Genomic DNA, 19,649 nt, shown 5'->3' with positions numbered 1-19,649 from the left:
GCCAGTGCAGCGTCCAGATCCGGGACGGCCTCGCGCATCGCGGCGTTCAGGCAGCCCGCATAGACATTGCCAAGCGCATAGGTCGGGAAATAGCCGAACAGGCCAACCGACCAATGAACGTCCTGCAAAAGGCCATTGGCGGGCCGGTTCACCGCAACGCCAAAATCCCCGAGAAAACGGGCGTTCCACGCCTCGACCAGATCGCGCGTGTCCAGCCGCCCGGAAATCAGGTCGCGTTCCAGGTCGAAGCGCAGCATGATGTGCAGGTTATACTGGATTTCGTCGGATTCGGTGCGGATATAGCCCGGTGTGACCTTGTTGACGGTCGCGTGGAAGGCATCGGCATCCTGGATGTTCAACCCGTCGAAGGCATCCGACATGCGGTTGAACAGCCAGCCTGCAAAGGCCCGGCCGCGCCCCATCTGGTTCTCGTAGATGCGGCTCTGGCTTTCGTGGACCCCCATCGAGACGCCGCGTCCCAGCGGCGTGAAGGCATAGTCGGGGTCGATCCCAAGCTCATAACTGGAATGGCCGACCTCGTGGATGGTGGAATAGATGCAGTTGAACGGCTCGGGCTCGACCACGCGCGTGGTGATGCGGCTGTCCTGCCAGCGGCCGCTGCTGAAGGGATGGACCGCCATGTCCATCCGCCCCCGCGTCCAGTCATAGCCGAAGGCCGTCGCGCAGGTGCGGGCCAGCCGAAGCTGGGTTTCCTGCGGGAAATGCCCCTGCAGCGTCTGGGGCTGGCGCTCGGCGCCCAGCACATCCTCGCGCAGCGCGACCAGGCGCGGCCGCATCGCGTCGAACAGGCCGGCGATTTCGGCCCCGGTCGTGCCGGGCTCGTAATCCTCCAGCAGCGCATCATAGAGATCGCCGCCATCGGCCAGCGCCGCGGCCTCCTCGCGTTTCAGCAGCAGCACCTGATCCAGCGTCGGCAGAAAGTCCTCGGGCGCGTCACTGGCACGCGCCTCGGCCCAGATGCCTTGCGCCAGCGAGGTCACGCGCGCCAGTTCGGTCGCGAGGCGGGCCGGGATGCGGATCCTGCGGGCATAGTCGCGACCGATCAACTCGACGATGCGGATGTCGGGCCCGGTCTGTGGGCGGGCCGCGTCCAGCCATTCGCCAAGGCGCGGATCGGTGCGGCGTTCGTGCAGCACCGATTCCATCGCGGCCATTTCCTCGGCCCGCTGTTCCACCGCGCCGCGCGGCATGACGGTTTCCTGATCCCAGCCCAGCCGCTCGGCGACCGAGGACAGGGCTTCGGTCTGACGCTGAAAGCTCAGCAATTCGTCCAGGGCGCTCATCGGGTTTTCCCCCTCAGCGAGGTTTGATGCGGGTAGCGGGCGTGGTGGCGGGCCCGGATGATCAGCACGAACAGCGCCACCGCGCCCAGCTGGTGGGTCAGGGCCAGCGACAGGGGCGAGGCGTTGATCACGTTCATGATGCCCAGGCCCACCTGCACCGCCACCATGACGATCATCGCGGTAAAGGCCCCGCGCGTCACCGGATGGGGCGAACGCCGCGCGCGCAGCCAGACCACCACCGCGAAGATCGCCAGCAGATAGCCGGTCATGCGGTGGACGAACTGCACCAGGGCCGGGTTTTCGAACAGATTGCGCCAACCCAGCGAGGAATCCCAGATCGCAGAGGGGATCCATTCGCCGCCCATGGTCGGCCAGCCGGTATATTGGCGGCCCGCATCGATGCCCGCGACCAGCGCGCCGATCAGGATCTGCACGAAGGCCAGATGCATCAGGCCGGTGGCCATGCCGAACAGCCTGCGCTCGCCCGCGCGCCTTGCTCGCAGCAGGTCCGCTTCGGACCGGCCCAGCATCAGCACATACCAGGCAATCAGACCCAGGATGATGAAGGCGATCCCCAGATGCGTCGCCAGCCGGTAAGAGGCCACGCGCACCATCCCCTCGGCCAGACCGGAACTGACCATCCACCAGCCGATCGCCCCCTGAAGCCCGCCCAGAAGGCCGATTCCCAGCAATCGCTGCGTCCAGCCCGCCGGTATGCGGCGGGTCAGCAGAAAGCCGAAGAAGCCGAGCGCCCAGATCAGTCCCACGGTGCGGCCCAGCAGGCGATGGGACCATTCCCACCAATAGATTCGCTTGAAGCCAGCCAGATCCATGTCGGGATTGACCTCGCGATATTGCGGGATCTGCTGGTAGGCCTGGAATTCGGATTGCCACCGGGCCGCGTCCATCGGCGGCAGCGCGCCGGTGACGGGCGCCCATTCGGTGATCGAAAGGCCCGATCCGGTCAGCCGCGTCGCGCCGCCAAGCGCGATCATCGCGGCGACCATGACGAACAACACCATCAGCCAGACCCGGATCGCCCGGCGCGCGCCGCGCGGCGCGGCGTCGATGATGCCGGTCCGCGTCACCGGGCGGGTGCTGGCACCTGGGTCCGAGACTTCCTCGAAAACGGGGCGCTTGGCCATGATCGGCTCCTTCAACTGGGGCGGAGGTTAGGTCGCGCCTAGCGGCGGGTCAATTGGCGCAGGACGCCGTGCAGGATGCGGACATCGCCGCGCGTCAGCACCAGCCGCGACCACATGTTGCGCAGGTTCAGCCGCATCGCCGCGGCCTTGGTTTCGGGAAAGAAGAACCCCGCTTGGGCCAGCTTTTCCTCGTAGTGATCGCCCAGCCGTTCGATCTCGACCCGATCCGCAAGCCACTCGGCATCGGCCTTGCGCCGATGCGGCGCGGGCTCGGGCGGCAAAGTGTCGCGGCCCCATTCATAGCCCATCAGCAGCACCGCCTGCGCCAGGTTAAGCGACGGAAAAGCCGGATTGACCGGCACGGTGACGATGGCATTGGCACGCGCCACGTCGTCGTTTTCCAGCCCGGCGCGTTCGGGGCCGAAGACGATCGCGCTGCGGCCGTCATGACGGCGCGCCTTGTCCATCGCGGCGGCGGGGGTGAAGACCGGCTTCGACAGTTCGCGGCCGCGGGCGGTGGTGGCGAAAGCATAATCGATCCCTTCCATCGCCTCGGCCAGGGTCGGATGGATCCGGGCATGATCCAGCACCTGCCCTGCCGCCCCCGAGGCCATGGCAATGGCCCTGGGGTTGGGCCAGCCGTCGCGCGGATCGACCAGCCGCATCTCGGTCAGGCCGAAATTCAGCATGGCGCGCGCCGCGGCGCCGATATTCTCGCCCATCTGCGGGCGAACCAGGATGATGACGGGCTGGCGCGGATCGTGCTGCATGGCCGTCCGCATAGTCCGTCTGGCAGCGGGCGGCAAGCTGCGCTATCTGCAGGGGAACCGATGGAGTTTCCCATGACCGACACGCCGCAGCTTTACCTGATGACCCCCGCCGGCGCGCAGGCCTCGGCCCTGGGGCCGCTGCTGACCGAGGTGATGGACCGCTTTCCCCCCGCCTGTCTGCGCATCCGCGCGGGCGCGGAAGAGGACGAACTGGGCCGCCTCGCCGATCTGGCGCGCGAGATCGCCCATAACCGTGACGTGGCGGTGGTGATCGAAGATCATGTCAGGCTGGCCCAGCGGCACGGGCTTGACGGGGTGCACCTGACCGACGGCGCGCGCGGCGTCCGCGCCGCACGCAAGGATCTGGGCGCCGACGCCATCGTCGGCGCCTTCTGCGGAACCTCGCGACACGAGGGGATGAACGCGGCCGAGGCGGGGGCGGATTACGTCAGCTTCGGCCCGGTCGGCGACACCGCGCTTGGGCGCGGCGGCCCCGCCCCGCTGGACCTGTTCCAGTGGTGGTCCGAGATGATCGAGGTGCCGGTCGTTGCCGAGGGCGCGATTGATCGCGCCCTGATCGCGGATCTGTCGCCGGTGACGGATTTCATCGGCATCGGCGCGGAAATCTGGTCCGAGAACGATCCCCTCACCGCCCTGTCGGCCCTGTGGCTGCCATGACGTCCGGCTTTTGCGTTCCGTTGGAGAACCCGGCCTGACCGCCATCTCGATCCTGACGAAAAAGGAAAACACCGATGTTCCGATATACGACGCAACAGATCGTGCTGCACTGGACGATCGTGCTGCTGGTGATCTTTCAATATCTGTGGAACGGGCCGATGGGACAGGCCTTCGGCCGGCTCATGCGCGGCGGTGATAAGGTTCTGGGGCCGGTCGCCCTGGCCCATCTGGTCGTCGGCGTGACGATCCTGGCCATCACGATCTGGCGGCTGGCCCTGCGCCGCCGCGCGCCGGCCGCTCCGCACGGCCGTGCCGGGCTGGACAGGGTCGCGGTGCTGATTCACGCCCTGCTCCATATCGTGCTGATCGCGATCCCGCTGGCCGGGCTGGCCGCCTGGTTCGGCGGAATCGGCCGCGCGGGCGACCTGCACGTGTTGCTGACGGACCTGCTGCTGGTACTGGCGGGACTGCATGTGGCCGCCGCGCTCTATCATCACTTCGTTCTGAAGGACGGGCTGATGAACCGGCTGCGCCCGCGACGCTAGAGCATCAGCGGAGTCCGGTCGCCTGCGGCGAAACGGCGCAGCACGGCCGGATAGAGGCGATGTTCCTGCGCCAGCACCCGCGCGGCAAGGCTGCGGGGCGTGTCGCCGGGCTCGACACGCACCCGTGCCTGCCCCAGAACCGGACCCGCATCCAGATCGGCGATCACCTCGTGCACGCTCGCGCCGGCTTCGGCATCGCCGGCAGCGATGGCGCGGGCATGGGTGTGCAGGCCGGGGTATTTTGGCAACAGAGAAGGATGGATGTTCAGCATCCGACCGGCGAAAAGCTGCACGAAATCAGGGGTCAGAACGCGCATGAAGCCGGCGAGGCAGATGATGTCGGGCCGCGCCCGAAGCAGCGGGCGAAGCAGCGCGGCCTCGAACCTCGCGCGGTCGCCGGGATAGGCGCGGTGGTCGATCGCGGCGGTCGGGATGCCCATCGCGGCGGCCCTGGCCAAGCCCGAGGCGGCGGGATCGTTCGAGACGACCAGAACCGGCCGCGCAGGATGATCGCCCGTCATGTCCTCGGCCAGCCGGACCATGTTCGATCCGCCGCCAGAGATCAGGATCGCAACGCGCTTCACGCAGGCGTTCCGCTGTAGCGCACCCCCTCGCCCTCCGTCACGCGGCCGATCCGGTGGACGCGCTCGCCCTGATCGGCCAGCACCGCGGTCAGCGCGTCGGCGCGGTCGGCGGCGACCGACAGGACCATGCCCACTCCGCTGTTGAAGGTTTTCAGCATCTCGTCCCGCCCGATGCCACCCGCCTGTGCCAGCCAGCCGAAGACCGGCGGCAAGGGCCATGCGCCAAGGTCGATCTGGGCGCCCAGGCCCCGGGGCAGGATGCGCGGCAGATTTTCGGTGATGCCGCCGCCGGTGATATGGGCCAGCCCGTGAACCCCGCCTGCGCGGATCGCGGCCAGCGCGGGTTTGACATAAAGCCGCGTCGGCACCAGCAGCGCCTGACCCAGCGAGCCCCGGGCGAAAGGCGCGGCATCGTCCCAGCCGAGGCCGGCGCGCTTTGCGACCTTGCGAACCAGCGAATAGCCGTTGGAATGAACCCCGTCCGAGGACAGGCCCAGCAGCACATCGCCCAATCCCACATCGGCGGGCAAGGCGGTGCCACGCCGCATCGCGCCGACGGCGAAACCGGCCAGGTCGAAATCGCCATCGTGATACATGCCGGGCATTTCCGCCGTCTCGCCACCAATCAGGGCACAGCCGGCCATCCGGCATCCCCGCGCGATACTTTCGACGACCCGCGCGGCCTGATCGACCGAAAGCCGGCCGGTCGCAAAATAATCAAGAAAGAACAGCGGCTCGGCACCCTGACAGACCAGATCGTTCACGCACATCGCGACCAGATCCTGGCCGATCGCATCCAGATGCCCGGTGTCGATGGCAATCCGCAGCTTGGTGCCGACGCCATCGGTCGCGGCCACCAGGACCGGATCGTCATAGCCCGCGGCGGCCGGGTCGAACAGGGCGCCAAAGCCGCCAAGCGCGTCCATCACACCGGCCCGCGCGGTGGCGGCTGCCGCGGGTTTGATCCGATCAACCAGCGCGTTTCCCGCGTCGATATCCACGCCTGCATCGCGATAGCTGATCCCGTTCTTCGTCATCGGCCCGTCCCCGGCTGGAATGTCGCGCCCCCCGATAGCGGATGGCGGGGCTCTGGGCAACGGGCCAACGCGCTTGACCGCGCCTGCCGGCCGCTTTAGTCAGATCGCGCGCTACGGGCCTGTAGCTCAATTGGTCAGAGCAGGGCGCTCATAACGCCTTGGTTGGGGGTTCAAGTCCCTCCGGGCCTACCAGCATCCCATCCCTCCAGGCCCGCCCGTGGAAGCGGCAGAATCAAGGACGGGCTGTTCTCTTTTGGCGGCGCGACCTGGCGCAGTCCGGGACGAACGCCGCCTGCCATATGTGATGGGACGCGCCGAAACAGGATGACGCTTTTGCGGACAGGATTCGGTGCTGAACCTTTGTCCCGGTCATGCGTTTTGCCGACCGGAGCCATTCATGCACGACGACAGCGACCTGATCGACCATATCCATCTGCGCCTGTCCGATTTCGACCGGGGCGTTTCGTTCTATGTGGCCATCCTGAACGCCCTGGGCCGGGGCGCGGACATCCGCCGCGGTCGCGACTGGCTGGAGATCGGCCCGCTTTATCTGGATCAGTCCGACAACATCACACCCCCCAGCCGCCTTCATCTGTGCTTTCGCGCCCGTTCGCGCGAAGAGGTCGCGGCCTTTCATTCAGCCGGGCTTGCCGCGGGCGGACGCGACAACGGCGCGCCCGGCCTGCGCGATTATCATCCGGGCTATTACGCGGCCTTTCTGCTGGATCCCGACGGCAACAATATCGAAGCCAAGCTTGACGAGCAGACCTAGCCCAGATCGCCGCCGAGGCCCTGTATCAGCGGCAGGAAATCGGGGAAGGACGTGGCGATGGGGCTGGCATCGTCGATGCTGACCGGGGCCTGGGCCGCAAGCCCGAGGATCAGGAAGGACATCGCGATCCGGTGGTCCAGATGCGTGACCACGCTGGCGCCTCCGGGCACCGTCGCCATGCCGTGCACGACCATCGTGTCGCGGGTTTCCTCGACCTCGACGCCGTTTGCCGCAAGTCCCCGCGCCATCGCGTCGATTCGGTCGCTTTCCTTGACCCGCAATTCCGCAACCCCGTTCATGACCGTCCTGCCTTCCGCGAAAGCGGCGATGACCGACAGGATCGGAAATTCATCGATCATGCTGGCGGCGCGGTCCGCCGGGACGGTCACGCCCGTCAGCGGCCCGTGGCGCACGACCAGATCGGCCACCGGCTCGCCGCCCTCTTCGCGTTCGTTCTCGAAGGCGATGTCGGCGCCCATTTCCAGCAGCGTCACATACAGCCCGTCGCGCGTCCGATTGCGGCTGACACCGGGCACCCGGACCTGCGATCCCGGCACGATCAGCGCCGCCGCCACCGGAAAGGCCGCGCTGGATGGGTCGCGTGGCACGGCGACCGGCTGCGCCCGCAACTCGGGCCGGCCCGCCAGCGTGACGACGTGGCCCTGATCCGTCGTTTCGGTCCGGATCTGGGCGCCGAACCCCGCCAGCATCCGTTCGGAATGATCGCGCGTGGGTTCGGCCTCGATCACCACCGTCTCGCCGGGCGAATTCAGGCCGGCCAAAAGGATGGCCGACTTGATCTGCGCACTGGCGACCGGCGTGCGATAGCGCAGCGGAACCGGATCGGCGGCGCCCTGGATGGTGATCGGCAGCCGTCCGCCCTCGCGCGCCGTGATCTGCGCGCCAAAGGCCGACAGCGGATCGGTGACCCGCGCCATCGGGCGCCGCGACAGGCTGGCATCGCCGGTGAAGGTCGCGGTGATCGGGGTCGTGGCCATCGCCCCCATGATCAGCCGCACCCCGGTGCCGGAATTGCCGCAATCTATGATGCCTTCGGGTTCGGCAAAGCCACCCACGCCCACGCCATGCACCGACCATTCGCCCGCGCCCAGCCGTTCGACCTGCGCGCCGAAAGCCGCCATCGCCCTTGCCGTATCCAGCACGTCCTGCCCTTCCAGAAGGCCGGTTACCCGCGTCTCGCCCACCGACAACGCCCCCAGGATCAGCGCCCGGTGACTGATCGACTTGTCGCCAGGCACCTGCGCCACGCCCTTCAGCGGGCCGCTGCGACGCGAGGTCATGGGACACGGTTCGGCGGTATGGGACATGGGACACCTGTTCGTTGCGAGGGCCTTTTAGCCGCCGGGCAAGCCCGCTGCCACCGCCTTCTTGCCGTCGCAGCCAGGGTTTTCTCGCGGCCGGAGCGGAACGCCCGGTCATGGAAGATGTGATCCCGCGGCAACCGATGTCGCGTGTCGCGCCCGAGGGACCCGAATTACAGGCGCACCGGGCGGCTTGTCAGGATTTGTAGACCTCGATCGTCGGCAGTTCGGTCAGCGACACGCCGATCAGTTGCAGCGCCGGTAGCGAGACCTGACTGCCCGACCCACCGCCCGCCAGCGGGATCAGATCGACCTTGGCCGATTTGCCGTTGGCGGGATTCACGATCCGCCCGATGCCGCGCGCCTTGACCAGCGGTGTCTTGATCCAGAACCCGCCCTGCGTCGGATCGCCCAGCGAGGCGACGGTGCTGCCCAGCCTGGTCTCGGCCGCCTCGGGCGCCCCGGCGGCGGCGGCCTTTTGTTCGGCAGTCGTCGTATCCAGCTGCCGGGCCGAGGCGCGCGCCGAGGGCGGCGGTGGCGGTGCGCGCGTGATCGCGGTCGCTGCGGCCACCTGCTGTGGTGAAAGATCGCTTTCGATCCTGGCCGGTTGCACCGTGTTTGACGGCCGATCACCTGTCGTCGTCGCCAGGGGCTGGCAGGCGGCAAGGACCATGACGGACAGGATCGCGGGGGTTGTCATTCGCATCGGGACGTTCCTTGGATGGCGTGGCGCGGGCAGGTTAGACCAGCCCCGCCGCCTGCGTCCACCGGCGGTTGCGTGATCGGCGGATGCTTGTGCACCGGCGCCGAGACGCCTAGATTGAAGCTCATGGACGACATGCAAGCCGCGCCTCTCATCGACCCTTTTGCCCGTCCGATCACCTATCTTCGGGTATCGGTGACGGATCGTTGCGATTTCCGCTGTGTCTATTGCATGTCCGAACATATGCAGTTCCTGCCTAAGGTCGAATTGCTGACATTGGAGGAACTGGACCGGCTTTGTTCCGCCTTCGTGGATCTTGGCGTGCGCAAGTTGCGCATCACCGGGGGCGAACCGCTGGTCCGGCGCGGGATCATGGGCTTTTTCGGCGCCATGTCGCGCCATCTGGGCGCGGGCCTGGACGAATTGACGCTGACCACCAACGGCAGCCAGCTGGCCCGTTTCGCCCCGGAACTGGTGGATTGCGGGGTTCGCCGGGTCAACGTCTCGCTGGACACGCTGGATGCCGACAAGTTCTCCGCCATCACCCGCTGGGGCCGGCTGCCGCAGGTGCTGGAGGGCATCCGCGCCGCCCGCGCGGCCGGGCTGCGGGTCAAGATCAACGCCGTCGCGCTGAAGGGCGTGAACGACGACGAATTGTTCGATCTGGTCCGCTGGTGTGGCGATGAGGGCCATGACCTGACCTTCATCGAGGTCATGCCGATGGGCGATCTGGGCAACGAGGACCGCCTGGACCAGTATTGGCCGCTGACCGATCTGCGCGCCCGTCTGGCCGAATGTTTCACACTGGTCGATCTGGCCGAACGCACGGGGGGTCCGGCCCGTTATGTCCGGCTGCGCGAAACCGGGCAGAAGATCGGCTTCATCACGCCGCTGACGCATAATTTCTGCGAAAGCTGCAACCGTGTCCGCGTGACCTGCACGGGCGAGCTTTACATGTGCCTGGGCCAGGAGGATCGTGCCGATCTGCGCGCGCCGCTGCGCGCCAGCGCAGAGGACGCCCCCCTGCGCGAGGCCATCCGCGGCGCCATCGCCCGCAAGCCCAAGGGCCACGATTTCGACTATTCCCGCCAGCACGTGGCGGGCCAGATGCCCCGCCACATGAGCCATACCGGCGGCTGAGCCTTCTTCCCGGCGTGAAGATCGCCCCATCTCCGGCAACCGCTGACCGAAAGTCTGCGCAGGGCCTGACAGGCGCCCGGAGGCGAGCCGGCGCGGCGCGGCACCGTGTCAGGACGCGGGCGAAGTCGGCACTTGCCAGTCGGGCTTGCGCTTGTCGAAGAAGGCGGCGATCCCCTCGGCCGCCTCCCTTTCCTCCCACACCGCCACCAGCCGCTCGACGCTGTCCTCGATCGCGGCGGCGTCGATGCGCGGGCCAAGCGCGCGGCATTGCGCCTTGGCCGCCGCAATGGCGCCCGGCGCGCCCAGCAGGAACGGCGCCACCTCGGCCTCGACCGCGGCGTCAAGATCGCCGGCGGGCACGGCGCGGGCCGCGAGGTTCAGCGTCACCGCCTCCTCGGCCCCGAAGATCCGGCCCGAGAAGAACACGCGACGGGCCTTGTCCTCGCCCATCCGCGCCAGGACATAGGGACCGATGGTCGCCGGGATCAGCCCCAGCTTCACCTCGGTCAGACCGAATTTCGCCTCCAGCGAGGCGATGGCGATGTCACAGACCGACATCATCCCCACCCCGCCGCCGAAGGCATTGCCGTGAACCCGCCCGATCAGCGGCTTCGGCAGCGTGTTCAGCGCCGACAGCATTCCCGCCAGCAGTCTTGCGCCAGCGCGCCGGGTTTCCGCCTCGGCGGCGATCTGCGCCTTCATCCAGGCCAGATCGCCGCCAGCGCAGAAGCTGGCCCCGTCTCCGGCCAGCACCACCACGCGCACTGCCGGATCGGCGCCCAGCCCGGCCGCGGCGCGGGTCAGATCCTCCATCATCGCCTGTGACAGGGCGTTATGCTTGTTCGGTCGCGCCAGCGACAGCGTCGCCACACCGCGCGAATCGGTTTCGATCCGGATCGTTTCAGACATCGGCTTCCTTTCGCATGTCGCGCGCCATCGCCGCGGCCCTGTCGATGACCGCCATGTCGAGCCCGGTCGCATGGCCCAGGGCCTCAAGATGCCGCGCCACCTTTTCGGTCGCGACATTGCCCTTGGCGCCGGGCGCATAGGGGCAGCCGCCAAGGCCGCCCACCGCCGCGTCGAAGACCCGCAGCCCGCGCGCGAGGCTGGCGTCGATATTCATCAGCGCCCGACCGGCAGTATCGTGATAATGTCCGGCCAGCCGGTTTGCCGGAACCTCGTCCAGCACCGCCGACAGCATCGCGTCGATGGTCTCGGGGCGTCCCTGGCCGATCGTGTCGCCAAGGCTGATCTCGTAGCAGCCCATCTCGCGCAGCGCCGCCGCGACCCGTGCCGCATTGCCCGGCGGCGTCGGGCCGTCGAAGGGACAATCGGTCACGACGCTGACATAGCCGCGGACCGGGATCCCGTCATCGCGCGCGGCCCGCGCGACCGGCGCGAAACGGTCCAGGCTTTCGGCGATGCCGGCGTTCAGATTGGCGCGGCTGAACCCCTCCGAGGCGCTGGCGAAGATCGCGACCTCGCTGGCGCCTGCCTCGCGCGCGGCCTCATAGCCCTTCATGTTCGGGGTCAGCGCGGCATAGCGGACCCCCGGCCGCCGCGCGATGCCTGCCATCACCTGCGCCGCGTCGCCCAGCTGCGGCACCCATTTCGGGCTGACGAAGCTGGTCACCTCGATGCGCCGGAATCCCGCCAGCGACAGCAGATCGACCAGCGCGATCTTCCGCGCCGCCGGGATCAGCCGCTTTTCGTTCTGCAACCCGTCTCGCGGTCCCATCTCGAAGATCTCGGCGTGATCAGGCATCGGGCAGCTCGTAGAATTCGCGTTGATAGATGCTGTCGCCGCCCGCCCTGTCCAACGCACGGCGATAGGCGGGCCGCGCCGTCATCCGGTCGCGATAGGCCGCCAGTGCCGGGAATTCGGCCTTTGGCAGAAACCGGAACACGGCTTCGATATTGAAACCCATCATGCAGTCAGCCGCCGAAAAGCCACCTGCCAGCAGCATGTCCTGACGCGACAGATGCCCTTCCAGCGCCCGCGCCGTCACCGCCAGCCGCCTGGTGTCCAGCTTCATCAGCGGCAACGACCGCGCGCTGTCTGGGCGCAGGAAGATATGCTGGATGTTCAGCGCCTGAAGAATATTGGCCTGGGTCTCGGCGAAACTGACCCATTCCAGGAAATCCGCGCGCGCGAACTCGCCCGGTTTCGGCGCCAGCCGTCCCTCGCGCTCGGTCAGGTATTGCACGATGGCGCCGGATTCGAAGATCGCGCGCCCGTCGATCTGCAAGGCAGGGATCCGACCGGCGGGCGACAGCGCCAGAAACTCCGGACTGCGCAGGGATCCGTCGGTCAGCGACCAGACGACGATCTGGCAATCAAGCCCCAGTTCCTCGATCAGCCACAGCACCCGCATCGAACGCGAGCCGGGCACATGATGCAGCCGGATCACGACGCCTCCTCTTCCAGCCGGATCAGCGCGGCGCCGGCCTCGACCTGCTGGCCTTCGGCTGCCAGCACCTCGGCCACGATGCCGTCACGGGCGGCGGTCAGCGCATGTTCCATCTTCATCGCTTCCAGCACCGCCAGCCGGTCGCCGGTCCTGACCGGCTGACCGACCGAGACATGGACCGATTTCACCAATCCCGGCATCGGCGACAGGGTCAGCGCGTCGCCGCCGGCCGCGGCCGCGTCGCGCGCCAGCGGATCGCGCGGCACCAGATGCACCGTCCGGCCGCCAAAGACGCTGACGCCGGCATCATGGGTGACGATGCGGTTGCGCCGCAACGCATCATCGACCCACCAGCGGTCGCCCTGCCAGCGCACCTCGTGGGGCTGATTGTCCAGCGACACGCGCGCGCGGCCCGGTCCCAGAACCTCGAGCACGGCCTGGCCGCCATCCCAGGCAATGGTGCGGCGCAGCGGCTGCCACAGCGTCGCGCCGCCCCGCGCCTGCGGATCGGCCAGCCCGGCAAGGCCGATCACGGCCAGCACGCGGGCCGCCGGATCGGGTTCCGCGGCGGCGACCAGATCATCCAGGTCGCGGGCGATCAGCCCGGTATCGACCTGGCCCGCGCGAAAGCCGTCATGCCGGGTCAGCGCGATGAGGAAATCCAGATTGGTGACGGATCCCGCCACCTCGGTATCGACCAGGGCCGATTCCAGCGCCCGCAACGCCACCGCCCGCGTGGGCCCGTGGGTGACGATCTTGGCGATCATCGGGTCGTAATAGGGGCTGATCGTATCGCCCTGCCTGACGCCGGTCTCGATCCGCGCGCCCTGAGGAAAGGCCAGCCGCGCCAGCCGCCCCGTGGCCGGCAGAAAACCCGCCGGCACATCCTCGGCGTAGAGCCGCGCCTCGAAGGCGTGGCCCGAAATGGTCAGCGCGTCCTGCCTGGCGGGCAAGGGCTCTCCGCTGGCGACGCGCAACTGCCATTCGACCAGATCGATGCCGGTGATCGCCTCGGTCACGGGATGTTCGACCTGAAGCCGGGTGTTCATCTCCATGAACCAGAACCTGTCCTCGCGCAGCCCTTCCGAGCCATCGACGATGAATTCGATCGTGCCCGCCCCGGCATAGCCAATGGCTTCGGCGGCACGAACCGCCGCAGCGCCCATCACCTTGCGGATCTCGGGCGTCATGCCGGGGGCCGGTGCTTCCTCGATGACCTTCTGGTGGCGCCGTTGCAGCGAACAATCGCGTTCGAACAGATGCACCGCGCGGTGGCCGTCGCCGAAGACCTGCACCTCGATATGGCGCGGTTGCAGCACGTATTTCTCGATCAGCACGTCGGGATTGCCAAAGGCGGTCCGCGCCTCGGACCGGGCCGAGGCCAGCGCATCGGCGAAATCCTTCGGATCGTCGACACGGCGCATTCCCTTGCCGCCGCCGCCCGCCACGGCCTTGATCAGAACCGGATAGCCGATCCGCTCCGCCTGCTGGGCCAGATGGCCGGGATCCTGATTGGCACCGTGATAGCCGGGCACGACCGGAACGCTCGCTTCTTCCATCACCCGCTTGGCCGCGTCCTTCAATCCCATCGCCCGGATGGCGCGGGAGGACGGCCCGATGAAGACCAGCCCCGCCGCCTCGACAGCCTCGACGAAATCGGGATTCTCGCTGAGAAAGCCGTAGCCCGGATGGATCGCCTGGGCGCCGGTCGCCGCGGCGGCGGCGATGATCGCCTCGCCGCGCAGATAGCTGTCGGCGGGCGCCGGCCCGCCCAGATGCACCGCCTCGTCGGCCATCGAGACATGGCGCGCGGCGCGGTCGGCATCCGAAAAGACGGCGATGGTCGAGACGCCCATGCGCTGGCAGGTATCAATGATGCGGCAGGCAATCTCGCCGCGATTGGCGATCAGGATCTTCTGGAACATGGCTGGCCTTGTTCTGTGGCAGCGCGGCTTGGGACCTTGCGCCCCCGGACTGCCGCAGGGTTTCCGGACAAGGAGGAACCGTTCATGCCAGCGCCCTTTCAAGCGGACCGGCCGAGCGGGGATCGAACGCGACCAGCGTCACCGCCAGCCCGCCGCGATGCGAACGGATCGTCTGCACGGCGATCCTGGCGGCGCGATCGGCCGGAAAGCCGTAAACGCCGGTCGAGATCGCCGGAAAGGCGATGCTGGCCAGATCGTGCCGCCGCGCCAGCAGCAGCGCGCTGCGATAGGCCGAGGCCAGCAGATCGTCCTCGCCCGCATCGCCGCCGCGCCAGACCGGTCCGACGGCGTGGATGACATGCCTCGCGGGCAGACGGTAGCCGCCGGTGATCCGCGCCTCGCCCGTCGGACAGCCGCCGATCTTGCGGCATTCGTCCAGCAGGTCGGGCCCCGCCGCGCGATGGATGGCGCCGTCCACACCGCCGCCGCCCAGCAGCGATTGGTTGGCGGCGTTCACGATCGCATCGACGTCGAGCGTCGTGATATCGCCCTGCCAGACCCTGATCATCCTGCCCTCCTGCCCGTCTTCGGTCCCCATATATCCCCGCCGGAGGCACCCATCATCGCCCCCTACATCCGGAAGACGCCAAAGCGCGTCGGCTGGATGGGCGCGTTCAGCGCTGCGCGCAACGACAGCGCCAGCACGTCGCGGGTCTTGCGCGGATCGATGATGCCGTCGTCCCACAGTCGCGCGGATGCGTAAAGCGGATGCGACTGACGCTCGAACATCTCGATCGTGGGGCGCTTGAATTCGGCCTCGTCCTCGGCCGACCAGGTGCCGCCTTGCCGTTCCACGCCCTCGCGCCGGACCGTGGCCAGCACCCCCGCCGCCTGTTCGCCGCCCATGACCGAGATGCGGCTGTTGGGCCAGGTCCACAGAAAGCGCGGGCTGTAGGCGCGGCCTGCCATGCCGTAATTGCCGGCGCCGAAACTGCCGCCGACCAGCATCGTGATCTTTGGAACCGAGGTCGTGGCCACCGCCGTGACCATCTTGGCGCCGTGACGCGCGATACCCTCGCTTTCATATTTGCGGCCGACCATGAAACCGGTGATGTTCTGCAGGAAGACCAGAGGGATCAAGCGCTGTGAACACAATTCGATGAAATGCGCGCCCTTCTGGGCGGCTTCCGAAAACAGCACCCCGTTATTGGCGACGATGCCGACCGGGCAGCCCTCGACATGGGCAAAGCCCGTGACCAGCGTCTCGCCGAAGCGGGCCTTGAACTCGTCAAAGCGCGATCCGTCCACGATGCGCGCGATCACCTCGCGGATGTCATAGGGGGTTCGCAGATCGGCCGGAACCACGCCAAGGATCTCGTCGGGGTCGAAGGCGGGCGGTTCGGCCGATTGCCAGGCCACGTCATCGGGCAGCCTGCGGTTCAGGTTGGCCACGGCGCGACGGGCCATGGCCAGCGCGTGGGCGTCATCCTCGGCCAGGTAGTCGGCCACGCCGGACAGCCGGGTATGGACATCGCCGCCGCCCAGATCCTCGGCGCTGACGACCTCGCCGGTCGCGGCCTTCACCAGGGGCGGACCGGCCAGAAAGATCGTGCCCTGATCGCGGACGATGATCGTCACGTCGGACATGGCGGGCACATAGGCCCCGCCCGCCGTGCAGGAACCCATGACCACCGCGATCTGGGCGATGCCCTTCGCGCTCATCCTGGCCTGGTTGTAGAAGATGCGGCCGAAATGGTCGCGGTCGGGAAAGACCTCGTCCTGGTTGGGCAGGTTGGCACCGCCCGAATCGACGAGATAGAGGCATGGCAGATGACATTCCTCGGCGATTTCCTGGGCGCGAAGGTGTTTCTTCACGCTCATCGGGTAATAGGTGCCGCCCTTGACGGTCGCGTCATTGGCCACCACCATCACGTCCTGCCCCTGGACGCGGCCGATGCCCGCGATCACGCCGGCGCCGGGGGCCGCGCCGTCATATAATCCATGCGCGGCCATGGCGGCGATCTCCAGAAACGGAGATCCCGGATCCAGCAGGTTCGCCACCCGCTCGCGCGGCGGCATCTTGCCGCGATCGACGTGACGCTGCATCGCCTTGTCGCCACCCCCTGCGGCGGCAGCCTCGGCGGCCTGGCGGACATCGGACAACAGCGCCAGATGCGCCTCGCGATTGGCGCGGAAGGCATCCGATCCGGTCAGGGCTGCGGATTTCAGCTTCATCCTAGAATCCCTGCATGTCGCGCAACTCGAAGGTGCGGCGCGCGGTTTGACGCATCTGGCAATCGGCCGCCGCGATCACCCGCATCGAGCCGCCGCCATATCGATCATAGGCCAGCGTGCACTCGGCGTCGCGAAACGCAATCCAGGCCCTTTGCGCCGCCAGCAGCGTATCGGCCAGGCCGGGCTGGTCGCTCATCTGCGAGCGGGTCTTCTTGTATTCGCGATTCAGAAGATCGTCCCAGGCGGTGTTCTCGGCCATCATGCACTGGCTGATGGCCAGCGTCGTCTCGGGCTGTTCATGGGCTTTCGAACAGGCCGTCGCGGCCTTGCCGATGCAGTCGGGCTGGATGTCGCCGGGTTCGGTGGCGTCGAAACAGGCCGCGACCACGGCCGTGTCGATCCTGGCCTCCTGCGCCAGCAGGGGCGCCGGAACAAGCAGACTTGGCAGCAGCAGACACGAAAGAATTGCAGGCAAGTTCTTCATGGTCCCTCCCGCGTCCCGTCGCTCCGGCAGGCCATCCCCGGAACGGGCCTCGCGCCCCTCATGCCAGTGCCATCAATTCGCGGCCGATCAGCATCCGGCGGATCTCGCTGGTGCCGGCACCGATCTCCATCAGCTTGGCGTCGCGGAACAGGCGGCTGACGGTGCTGTCGTTGAGAAATCCCGCCCCGCCAAGCGCCTGCACCGCCTGATGCGCCTGCGCCATCGCCTGTTCGCTGGCGTAAAGCACGGCGCCGGCCGCGTCCTGCCGCGTGACACGGCCCGAATCGCAGGCTTTCGCGACCTCGTAGACATAGGCACGCGCGGTATTCAGCGCGACATACATATCGGCGATCTTGCCCTGCATCAGCTGGAAGGAACCGATGGGCTGGCCGAATTGCCGGCGCTCTTTCACATAGGGCATCACCTCGTCCAGACAGGCCGCCATGATCCCGGTGCCGATGCCGGACAGGACAAGACGTTCATAGTCCAGCCCCGACATCAGCACGCGCACGCCCCGGCCTTCCTCTCCCAGCACATTCTCGAAAGGGATCTCGCAATCCTCGAAGATCAGTTCGCCGGTGTTCGAGCCGCGCATTCCCAGCTTGTCGAAATGCGGTCCGGTGTCAAATCCCTTCATCCCCCGCTCGACGATGAAGGCGGTGATGCCACGGCTGCCCGCATCCGGGTCGGTCTTGGCATAGACCACCAGAATTTGCGCATCGGGCGCGTTGGTGATCCAGTACTTGTTGCCGTTCAGCACATAGCGGTCGTTCTTCTTCTCGGCCCGCAGCTTCATCCCGACGACATCGCTGCCCGCGCCCTCCTCGGACATGGCCAGCGCGCCCACGGCCCTGCCGCTGCACAGGGCGGGCAGGTATTTCGCGCGCTGATCGTCGCTGCCATTCAGCTTGATCTGGTTCACGCAGAGGTTGGAATGGGCGCCGTAGGACAGGCTGATCGAGGCCGAGGCGCGGGCGATTTCTTCGACCGCCACGACATGGGCCAGATAGCCCAGCCCGGCGCCGCCCCATTCTTCGGGCACGGTGATGCCCAGCAGGCCCAGATCCCCCATCTCGGTCCACAGGTCGCTGGGAAAGGCATTGTCGCGGTCTGTGGCGGCCGCCAGCGGCCTGACGCGATCCTGCGCCCAGCGATGAACCATGTCGCGCAGGGCGTTCACGTCCTCGCCCAGATCGAACTCCATGCCCTGCGTGAACATCGGCCCTCTCCCATTATTGAACAAGCGTTCATTTCGTGGCGTTCTAAGCCACGGCCCCCTGCCCGTCAACAAGCCTGCGCCGGAAGACGCGACGGGTCAACCGGGACGGCTTGCCCTTGCCACGCGCAGGCGACATGGTGCGCCGCAAAGCCGGACGAGGGGCCGATGGCGACATTGATGATCCTGCGTCATGCGCCGCCGATGACAGGTGGCAAGCTGGCCGGTCGCAGCGACGTGGACGCCGATTGTTCGGACACGGCGGCATTCGCGTGGATGCGCGCCCGTCTCGGCACGCCGGCCGCGGTGCTGTCCAGCCCGGCGCGACGATGCCGGCAGACGGCACATGCGCTTGGCCTGAGCCCCCGGTTCATGGCGGCGCTGTGGGAACAGGATTACGGCGCATGGGAGGGGCTGGACTATGCCCGCCTGCCTGATCTGGGGCCGCTGACGCCTGCCGAACTGTCCCGCCACCGGCCCGACGGCGGCGAGAGCTTTCAGGACATGGCTGCCCGCGTCCTGCCAAAGCTGAAGGCGCTGGACGAGGACACGCTGATCGTCGGTCACGCCGGGACCGTGCGGGCCGGGCTGTCGCTGGTGGTGGGCCATGCGGCGCTGTCGTTCCATGTCGCCCCGCTGTCGCTGACGATCCTGCGCCGGTCCGGCGGGGACTGGTCGGTCGAGGCCGTCAACATCACCCCGCCATGACTCCGCTGATCGCCCTGACCGCGCTGGCGCTGGATGTGGCAATCGGATGGCCCGACGCCCTGTTCCGCCGCATCGGTCATCCGGTAAGCTGGCTGGGCCGGCTGATCGCGGCGCTGGACCGGCGCTGGAACCGGGGCCGCGCGGGGATGGCGCGGGGCGCCGCGGCGGCGCTGGTGGTGATCGCGGCCGCCGTCATCCCGGCGCTGATCCTGCAAGGCCTGCTGGGGCCCCTCGTTGCGGGCCTCCTTGCCTGGCCGCTGGTCGCGGCGCGATCCCTGCACCATCATCTTCGTGCTGTCGCGCGGCCCCTGGCCGCAGGCGATCTTCAGGGCGCGCGCCGCGCGACCGCGAAGATCGTCGGCCGCGACGTGAGCCGCGCCGACGCACCCGCCCTGGCCCGCGCCAGTATCGAAAGCCTGGCCGAAAACGCCTCGGACGGGGTGGTGGCTCCGCTGTTCTGGGCGGCTGTTGCCGGGCTGCCGGGGATCGCGGCCTACAAGGCGATCAACACGCTGGATTCGATGATCGGGCACCGGACGCCGCGCCATGCCGAATTCGGGCGCTTCGCCGCGCGGCTGGACGATGCGGCCAACTGGGCGCCGGCGCGCCTGACGGCGCTGTTGTTCACCTGCGTGGCCGGCGGCACGGCGTGGCGGACGGCACGGCGCGA

21 protein-coding genes and 1 tRNA gene are annotated in these 19,649 nt (G+C 67.9%); 7 read left to right on the top strand and 15 right to left on the bottom strand.

What is annotated here, in order from left to right; all coding sequences use genetic code 11:
* From B4A72_RS09070 to B4A72_RS09060, 3 genes are all read right to left on the bottom strand, one after another.
* On the bottom strand, positions 1-1,304 hold a 1,304-nt coding region (locus B4A72_RS09070; RefSeq protein ID WP_292978378.1), incomplete at its 3' end, for a carboxypeptidase M32.
* Positions 1,301-2,449, bottom strand: a complete 1,149-nt coding sequence (gene ctaA / locus B4A72_RS09065) for a heme A synthase (RefSeq protein WP_292958172.1) — start codon at positions 2,447-2,449, stop codon at positions 1,301-1,303. The genes B4A72_RS09070 and ctaA, both read right to left, overlap by 4 nt.
* A gap of 38 nt (positions 2,450-2,487) precedes the next feature.
* Positions 2,488-3,219 (bottom strand): RNA methyltransferase, encoded by a 732-nt coding sequence (locus B4A72_RS09060; RefSeq protein WP_292958170.1) that lies wholly within the window; start codon positions 3,217-3,219, stop codon positions 2,488-2,490.
* Between the two features lie 72 nt (positions 3,220-3,291).
* Here B4A72_RS09060 and B4A72_RS09055 point away from each other — a divergent pair, with 72 nt between their 5' ends.
* A complete protein-coding gene (locus B4A72_RS09055) occupies positions 3,292-3,897 on the top strand; it encodes a thiamine phosphate synthase (protein ID WP_292958168.1) in 606 nt (201 codons plus the stop codon).
* Positions 3,898-3,971: 74 nt separating this feature from the next.
* Complete coding sequence (locus B4A72_RS09050) at positions 3,972-4,442, top strand: cytochrome b (protein WP_292958166.1); 471 nt, start codon at positions 3,972-3,974, stop codon at positions 4,440-4,442.
* Here B4A72_RS09050 and purN read toward each other — a convergent pair.
* Both purN and purM read right to left on the bottom strand, forming a co-directional pair.
* On the bottom strand, positions 4,439-5,026 hold the full coding sequence (gene purN / locus B4A72_RS09045; protein ID WP_292958164.1) for a phosphoribosylglycinamide formyltransferase: 588 nt from the start codon (positions 5,024-5,026) through the stop codon (positions 4,439-4,441). The two genes, B4A72_RS09050 and purN, sit on opposite strands and share 4 nt — an antisense overlap.
* Entirely contained in the window at positions 5,023-6,063 is a 1,041-nt protein-coding gene (gene purM / locus B4A72_RS09040; RefSeq protein ID WP_292958162.1) for a phosphoribosylformylglycinamidine cyclo-ligase, read from the bottom strand. Before purM ends, purN begins: the two co-directional genes overlap by 4 nt.
* A gap of 115 nt (positions 6,064-6,178) precedes the next feature.
* Between purM and B4A72_RS09035 the strand changes: the two genes are divergently transcribed.
* Both B4A72_RS09035 and B4A72_RS09030 read left to right on the top strand, forming a co-directional pair.
* Positions 6,179-6,255: transfer RNA gene (locus tag B4A72_RS09035), tRNA-Ile, on the top strand.
* 205 nt (positions 6,256-6,460) lie between these two features.
* Complete coding sequence (locus B4A72_RS09030) at positions 6,461-6,835, top strand: VOC family protein (RefSeq protein WP_292958160.1); 375 nt, start codon at positions 6,461-6,463, stop codon at positions 6,833-6,835.
* On the opposite strand, the gene aroA is transcribed toward B4A72_RS09030, so the two are convergent.
* Together aroA and B4A72_RS09020 are read right to left on the bottom strand one after the other, a co-directional pair.
* Positions 6,832-8,163: a 3-phosphoshikimate 1-carboxyvinyltransferase gene (gene aroA / locus B4A72_RS09025; RefSeq protein ID WP_292958158.1), complete on the bottom strand. Its 1,332-nt coding sequence runs from the start codon at positions 8,161-8,163 to the stop codon at positions 6,832-6,834. The genes B4A72_RS09030 and aroA overlap by 4 nt on opposite strands.
* A 190-nt stretch (positions 8,164-8,353) precedes the next feature.
* The gene (locus B4A72_RS09020; protein WP_292958156.1) at positions 8,354-8,863 is read right to left on the bottom strand and encodes a hypothetical protein; all 510 of its coding nucleotides are present in this window, start codon (positions 8,861-8,863) and stop codon (positions 8,354-8,356) included.
* 123 nt (positions 8,864-8,986) lie between these two features.
* Between B4A72_RS09020 and moaA the strand changes: the two genes are divergently transcribed.
* Positions 8,987-10,000, top strand: coding sequence for a GTP 3',8-cyclase MoaA (moaA, locus tag B4A72_RS09015; RefSeq protein WP_414692188.1), 1,014 nt, complete (start codon positions 8,987-8,989; stop codon positions 9,998-10,000).
* A gap of 108 nt (positions 10,001-10,108) precedes the next feature.
* Here moaA and B4A72_RS09010 read toward each other — a convergent pair whose 3' ends face one another.
* The 8 genes from B4A72_RS09010 to B4A72_RS08975 form a co-directional block, all read right to left on the bottom strand.
* Positions 10,109-10,909: a crotonase/enoyl-CoA hydratase family protein gene (locus B4A72_RS09010; protein ID WP_292958154.1), complete on the bottom strand. Its 801-nt coding sequence runs from the start codon at positions 10,907-10,909 to the stop codon at positions 10,109-10,111.
* Complete coding sequence (locus tag B4A72_RS09005; RefSeq protein WP_292958152.1) at positions 10,902-11,765, bottom strand: hydroxymethylglutaryl-CoA lyase; 864 nt, start codon at positions 11,763-11,765, stop codon at positions 10,902-10,904. Before B4A72_RS09005 ends, B4A72_RS09010 begins: the two co-directional genes overlap by 8 nt.
* Positions 11,758-12,411, bottom strand: a complete 654-nt coding sequence (locus tag B4A72_RS09000; RefSeq protein WP_292958150.1) for a glutathione S-transferase family protein — start codon at positions 12,409-12,411, stop codon at positions 11,758-11,760. The genes B4A72_RS09005 and B4A72_RS09000 overlap by 8 nt, the downstream gene beginning before the upstream one ends.
* Positions 12,408-14,336: a biotin carboxylase N-terminal domain-containing protein gene (locus B4A72_RS08995; RefSeq protein WP_292958148.1), complete on the bottom strand. Its 1,929-nt coding sequence runs from the start codon at positions 14,334-14,336 to the stop codon at positions 12,408-12,410. The genes B4A72_RS09000 and B4A72_RS08995 overlap by 4 nt, the downstream gene beginning before the upstream one ends.
* 82 nt (positions 14,337-14,418) lie before the next feature.
* Complete coding sequence (locus tag B4A72_RS08990) at positions 14,419-14,904, bottom strand: O-acetyl-ADP-ribose deacetylase (RefSeq protein ID WP_292978376.1); 486 nt, start codon at positions 14,902-14,904, stop codon at positions 14,419-14,421.
* A 62-nt stretch (positions 14,905-14,966) separates the two neighbouring features.
* Entirely contained in the window at positions 14,967-16,571 is a 1,605-nt protein-coding gene (locus tag B4A72_RS08985) for a carboxyl transferase domain-containing protein (protein WP_292978374.1), read from the bottom strand.
* A gap of 1 nt (position 16,572) precedes the next feature.
* Positions 16,573-17,055, bottom strand: coding sequence for a lysozyme inhibitor LprI family protein (locus B4A72_RS08980; protein WP_292952680.1), 483 nt, complete (start codon positions 17,053-17,055; stop codon positions 16,573-16,575).
* A 58-nt stretch (positions 17,056-17,113) separates the two neighbouring features.
* Positions 17,114-18,274 carry an isovaleryl-CoA dehydrogenase gene (locus B4A72_RS08975; RefSeq protein ID WP_292952683.1) on the bottom strand — a complete coding sequence of 387 codons (1,161 nt, stop codon included), beginning with the start codon at positions 18,272-18,274 and terminating at the stop codon, positions 17,114-17,116.
* A gap of 165 nt (positions 18,275-18,439) precedes the next feature.
* Here B4A72_RS08975 and B4A72_RS08970 point away from each other — a divergent pair, with 165 nt between their 5' ends.
* Together B4A72_RS08970 and cbiB are read left to right on the top strand one after the other, a co-directional pair.
* Positions 18,440-18,979: a histidine phosphatase family protein gene (locus B4A72_RS08970; RefSeq protein WP_292952686.1), complete on the top strand. Its 540-nt coding sequence runs from the start codon at positions 18,440-18,442 to the stop codon at positions 18,977-18,979.
* Positions 18,976-19,649: adenosylcobinamide-phosphate synthase CbiB (cbiB, locus tag B4A72_RS08965; RefSeq protein ID WP_292978372.1), on the top strand; the 674-nt coding region annotated here is incomplete at its 3' end. The genes B4A72_RS08970 and cbiB, both read left to right, overlap by 4 nt.

It is taken from the genome of Paracoccus sp. UBA5162 (genome assembly GCF_002413585.1).
Classification (GTDB): domain Bacteria; phylum Pseudomonadota; class Alphaproteobacteria; order Rhodobacterales; family Rhodobacteraceae; genus Paracoccus.
This window is presented reverse-complemented; position numbering and strand designations above follow the sequence as displayed.

Coding starts and splice junctions, on each gene's coding strand:
- B4A72_RS09005 (WP_292958152.1), bottom strand. CDS start 11,765: ATGCCTGATCACGCCGAGATCTTCGAGATGGGACCGCGAGACGGGTTG.
- B4A72_RS09050 (WP_292958166.1), top strand. CDS start 3,972: ATGTTCCGATATACGACGCAACAGATCGTGCTGCACTGGACGATCGTG.
- B4A72_RS09020 (WP_292958156.1), bottom strand. CDS start 8,863: ATGCGAATGACAACCCCCGCGATCCTGTCCGTCATGGTCCTTGCCGCC.
- B4A72_RS08970 (WP_292952686.1), top strand. CDS start 18,440: ATGGCGACATTGATGATCCTGCGTCATGCGCCGCCGATGACAGGTGGC.
- B4A72_RS09030 (WP_292958160.1), top strand. CDS start 6,461: ATGCACGACGACAGCGACCTGATCGACCATATCCATCTGCGCCTGTCC.
- B4A72_RS08980 (WP_292952680.1), bottom strand. CDS start 17,055: ATGAAGAACTTGCCTGCAATTCTTTCGTGTCTGCTGCTGCCAAGTCTG.
- B4A72_RS08985 (WP_292978374.1), bottom strand. CDS start 16,571: ATGAAGCTGAAATCCGCAGCCCTGACCGGATCGGATGCCTTCCGCGCC.
- B4A72_RS08975 (WP_292952683.1), bottom strand. CDS start 18,274: ATGTTCACGCAGGGCATGGAGTTCGATCTGGGCGAGGACGTGAACGCC.
- B4A72_RS09060 (WP_292958170.1), bottom strand. CDS start 3,219: ATGCAGCACGATCCGCGCCAGCCCGTCATCATCCTGGTTCGCCCGCAG.
- B4A72_RS08990 (WP_292978376.1), bottom strand. CDS start 14,904: ATGATCAGGGTCTGGCAGGGCGATATCACGACGCTCGACGTCGATGCG.
- moaA (WP_414692188.1), top strand. CDS start 8,987: ATGGACGACATGCAAGCCGCGCCTCTCATCGACCCTTTTGCCCGTCCG.
- B4A72_RS09010 (WP_292958154.1), bottom strand. CDS start 10,909: ATGTCTGAAACGATCCGGATCGAAACCGATTCGCGCGGTGTGGCGACG.
- B4A72_RS09055 (WP_292958168.1), top strand. CDS start 3,292: ATGACCGACACGCCGCAGCTTTACCTGATGACCCCCGCCGGCGCGCAG.
- ctaA (WP_292958172.1), bottom strand. CDS start 2,449: ATGGCCAAGCGCCCCGTTTTCGAGGAAGTCTCGGACCCAGGTGCCAGC.
- purM (WP_292958162.1), bottom strand. CDS start 6,063: ATGACGAAGAACGGGATCAGCTATCGCGATGCAGGCGTGGATATCGAC.
- B4A72_RS08995 (WP_292958148.1), bottom strand. CDS start 14,336: ATGTTCCAGAAGATCCTGATCGCCAATCGCGGCGAGATTGCCTGCCGC.
- aroA (WP_292958158.1), bottom strand. CDS start 8,163: ATGTCCCATACCGCCGAACCGTGTCCCATGACCTCGCGTCGCAGCGGC.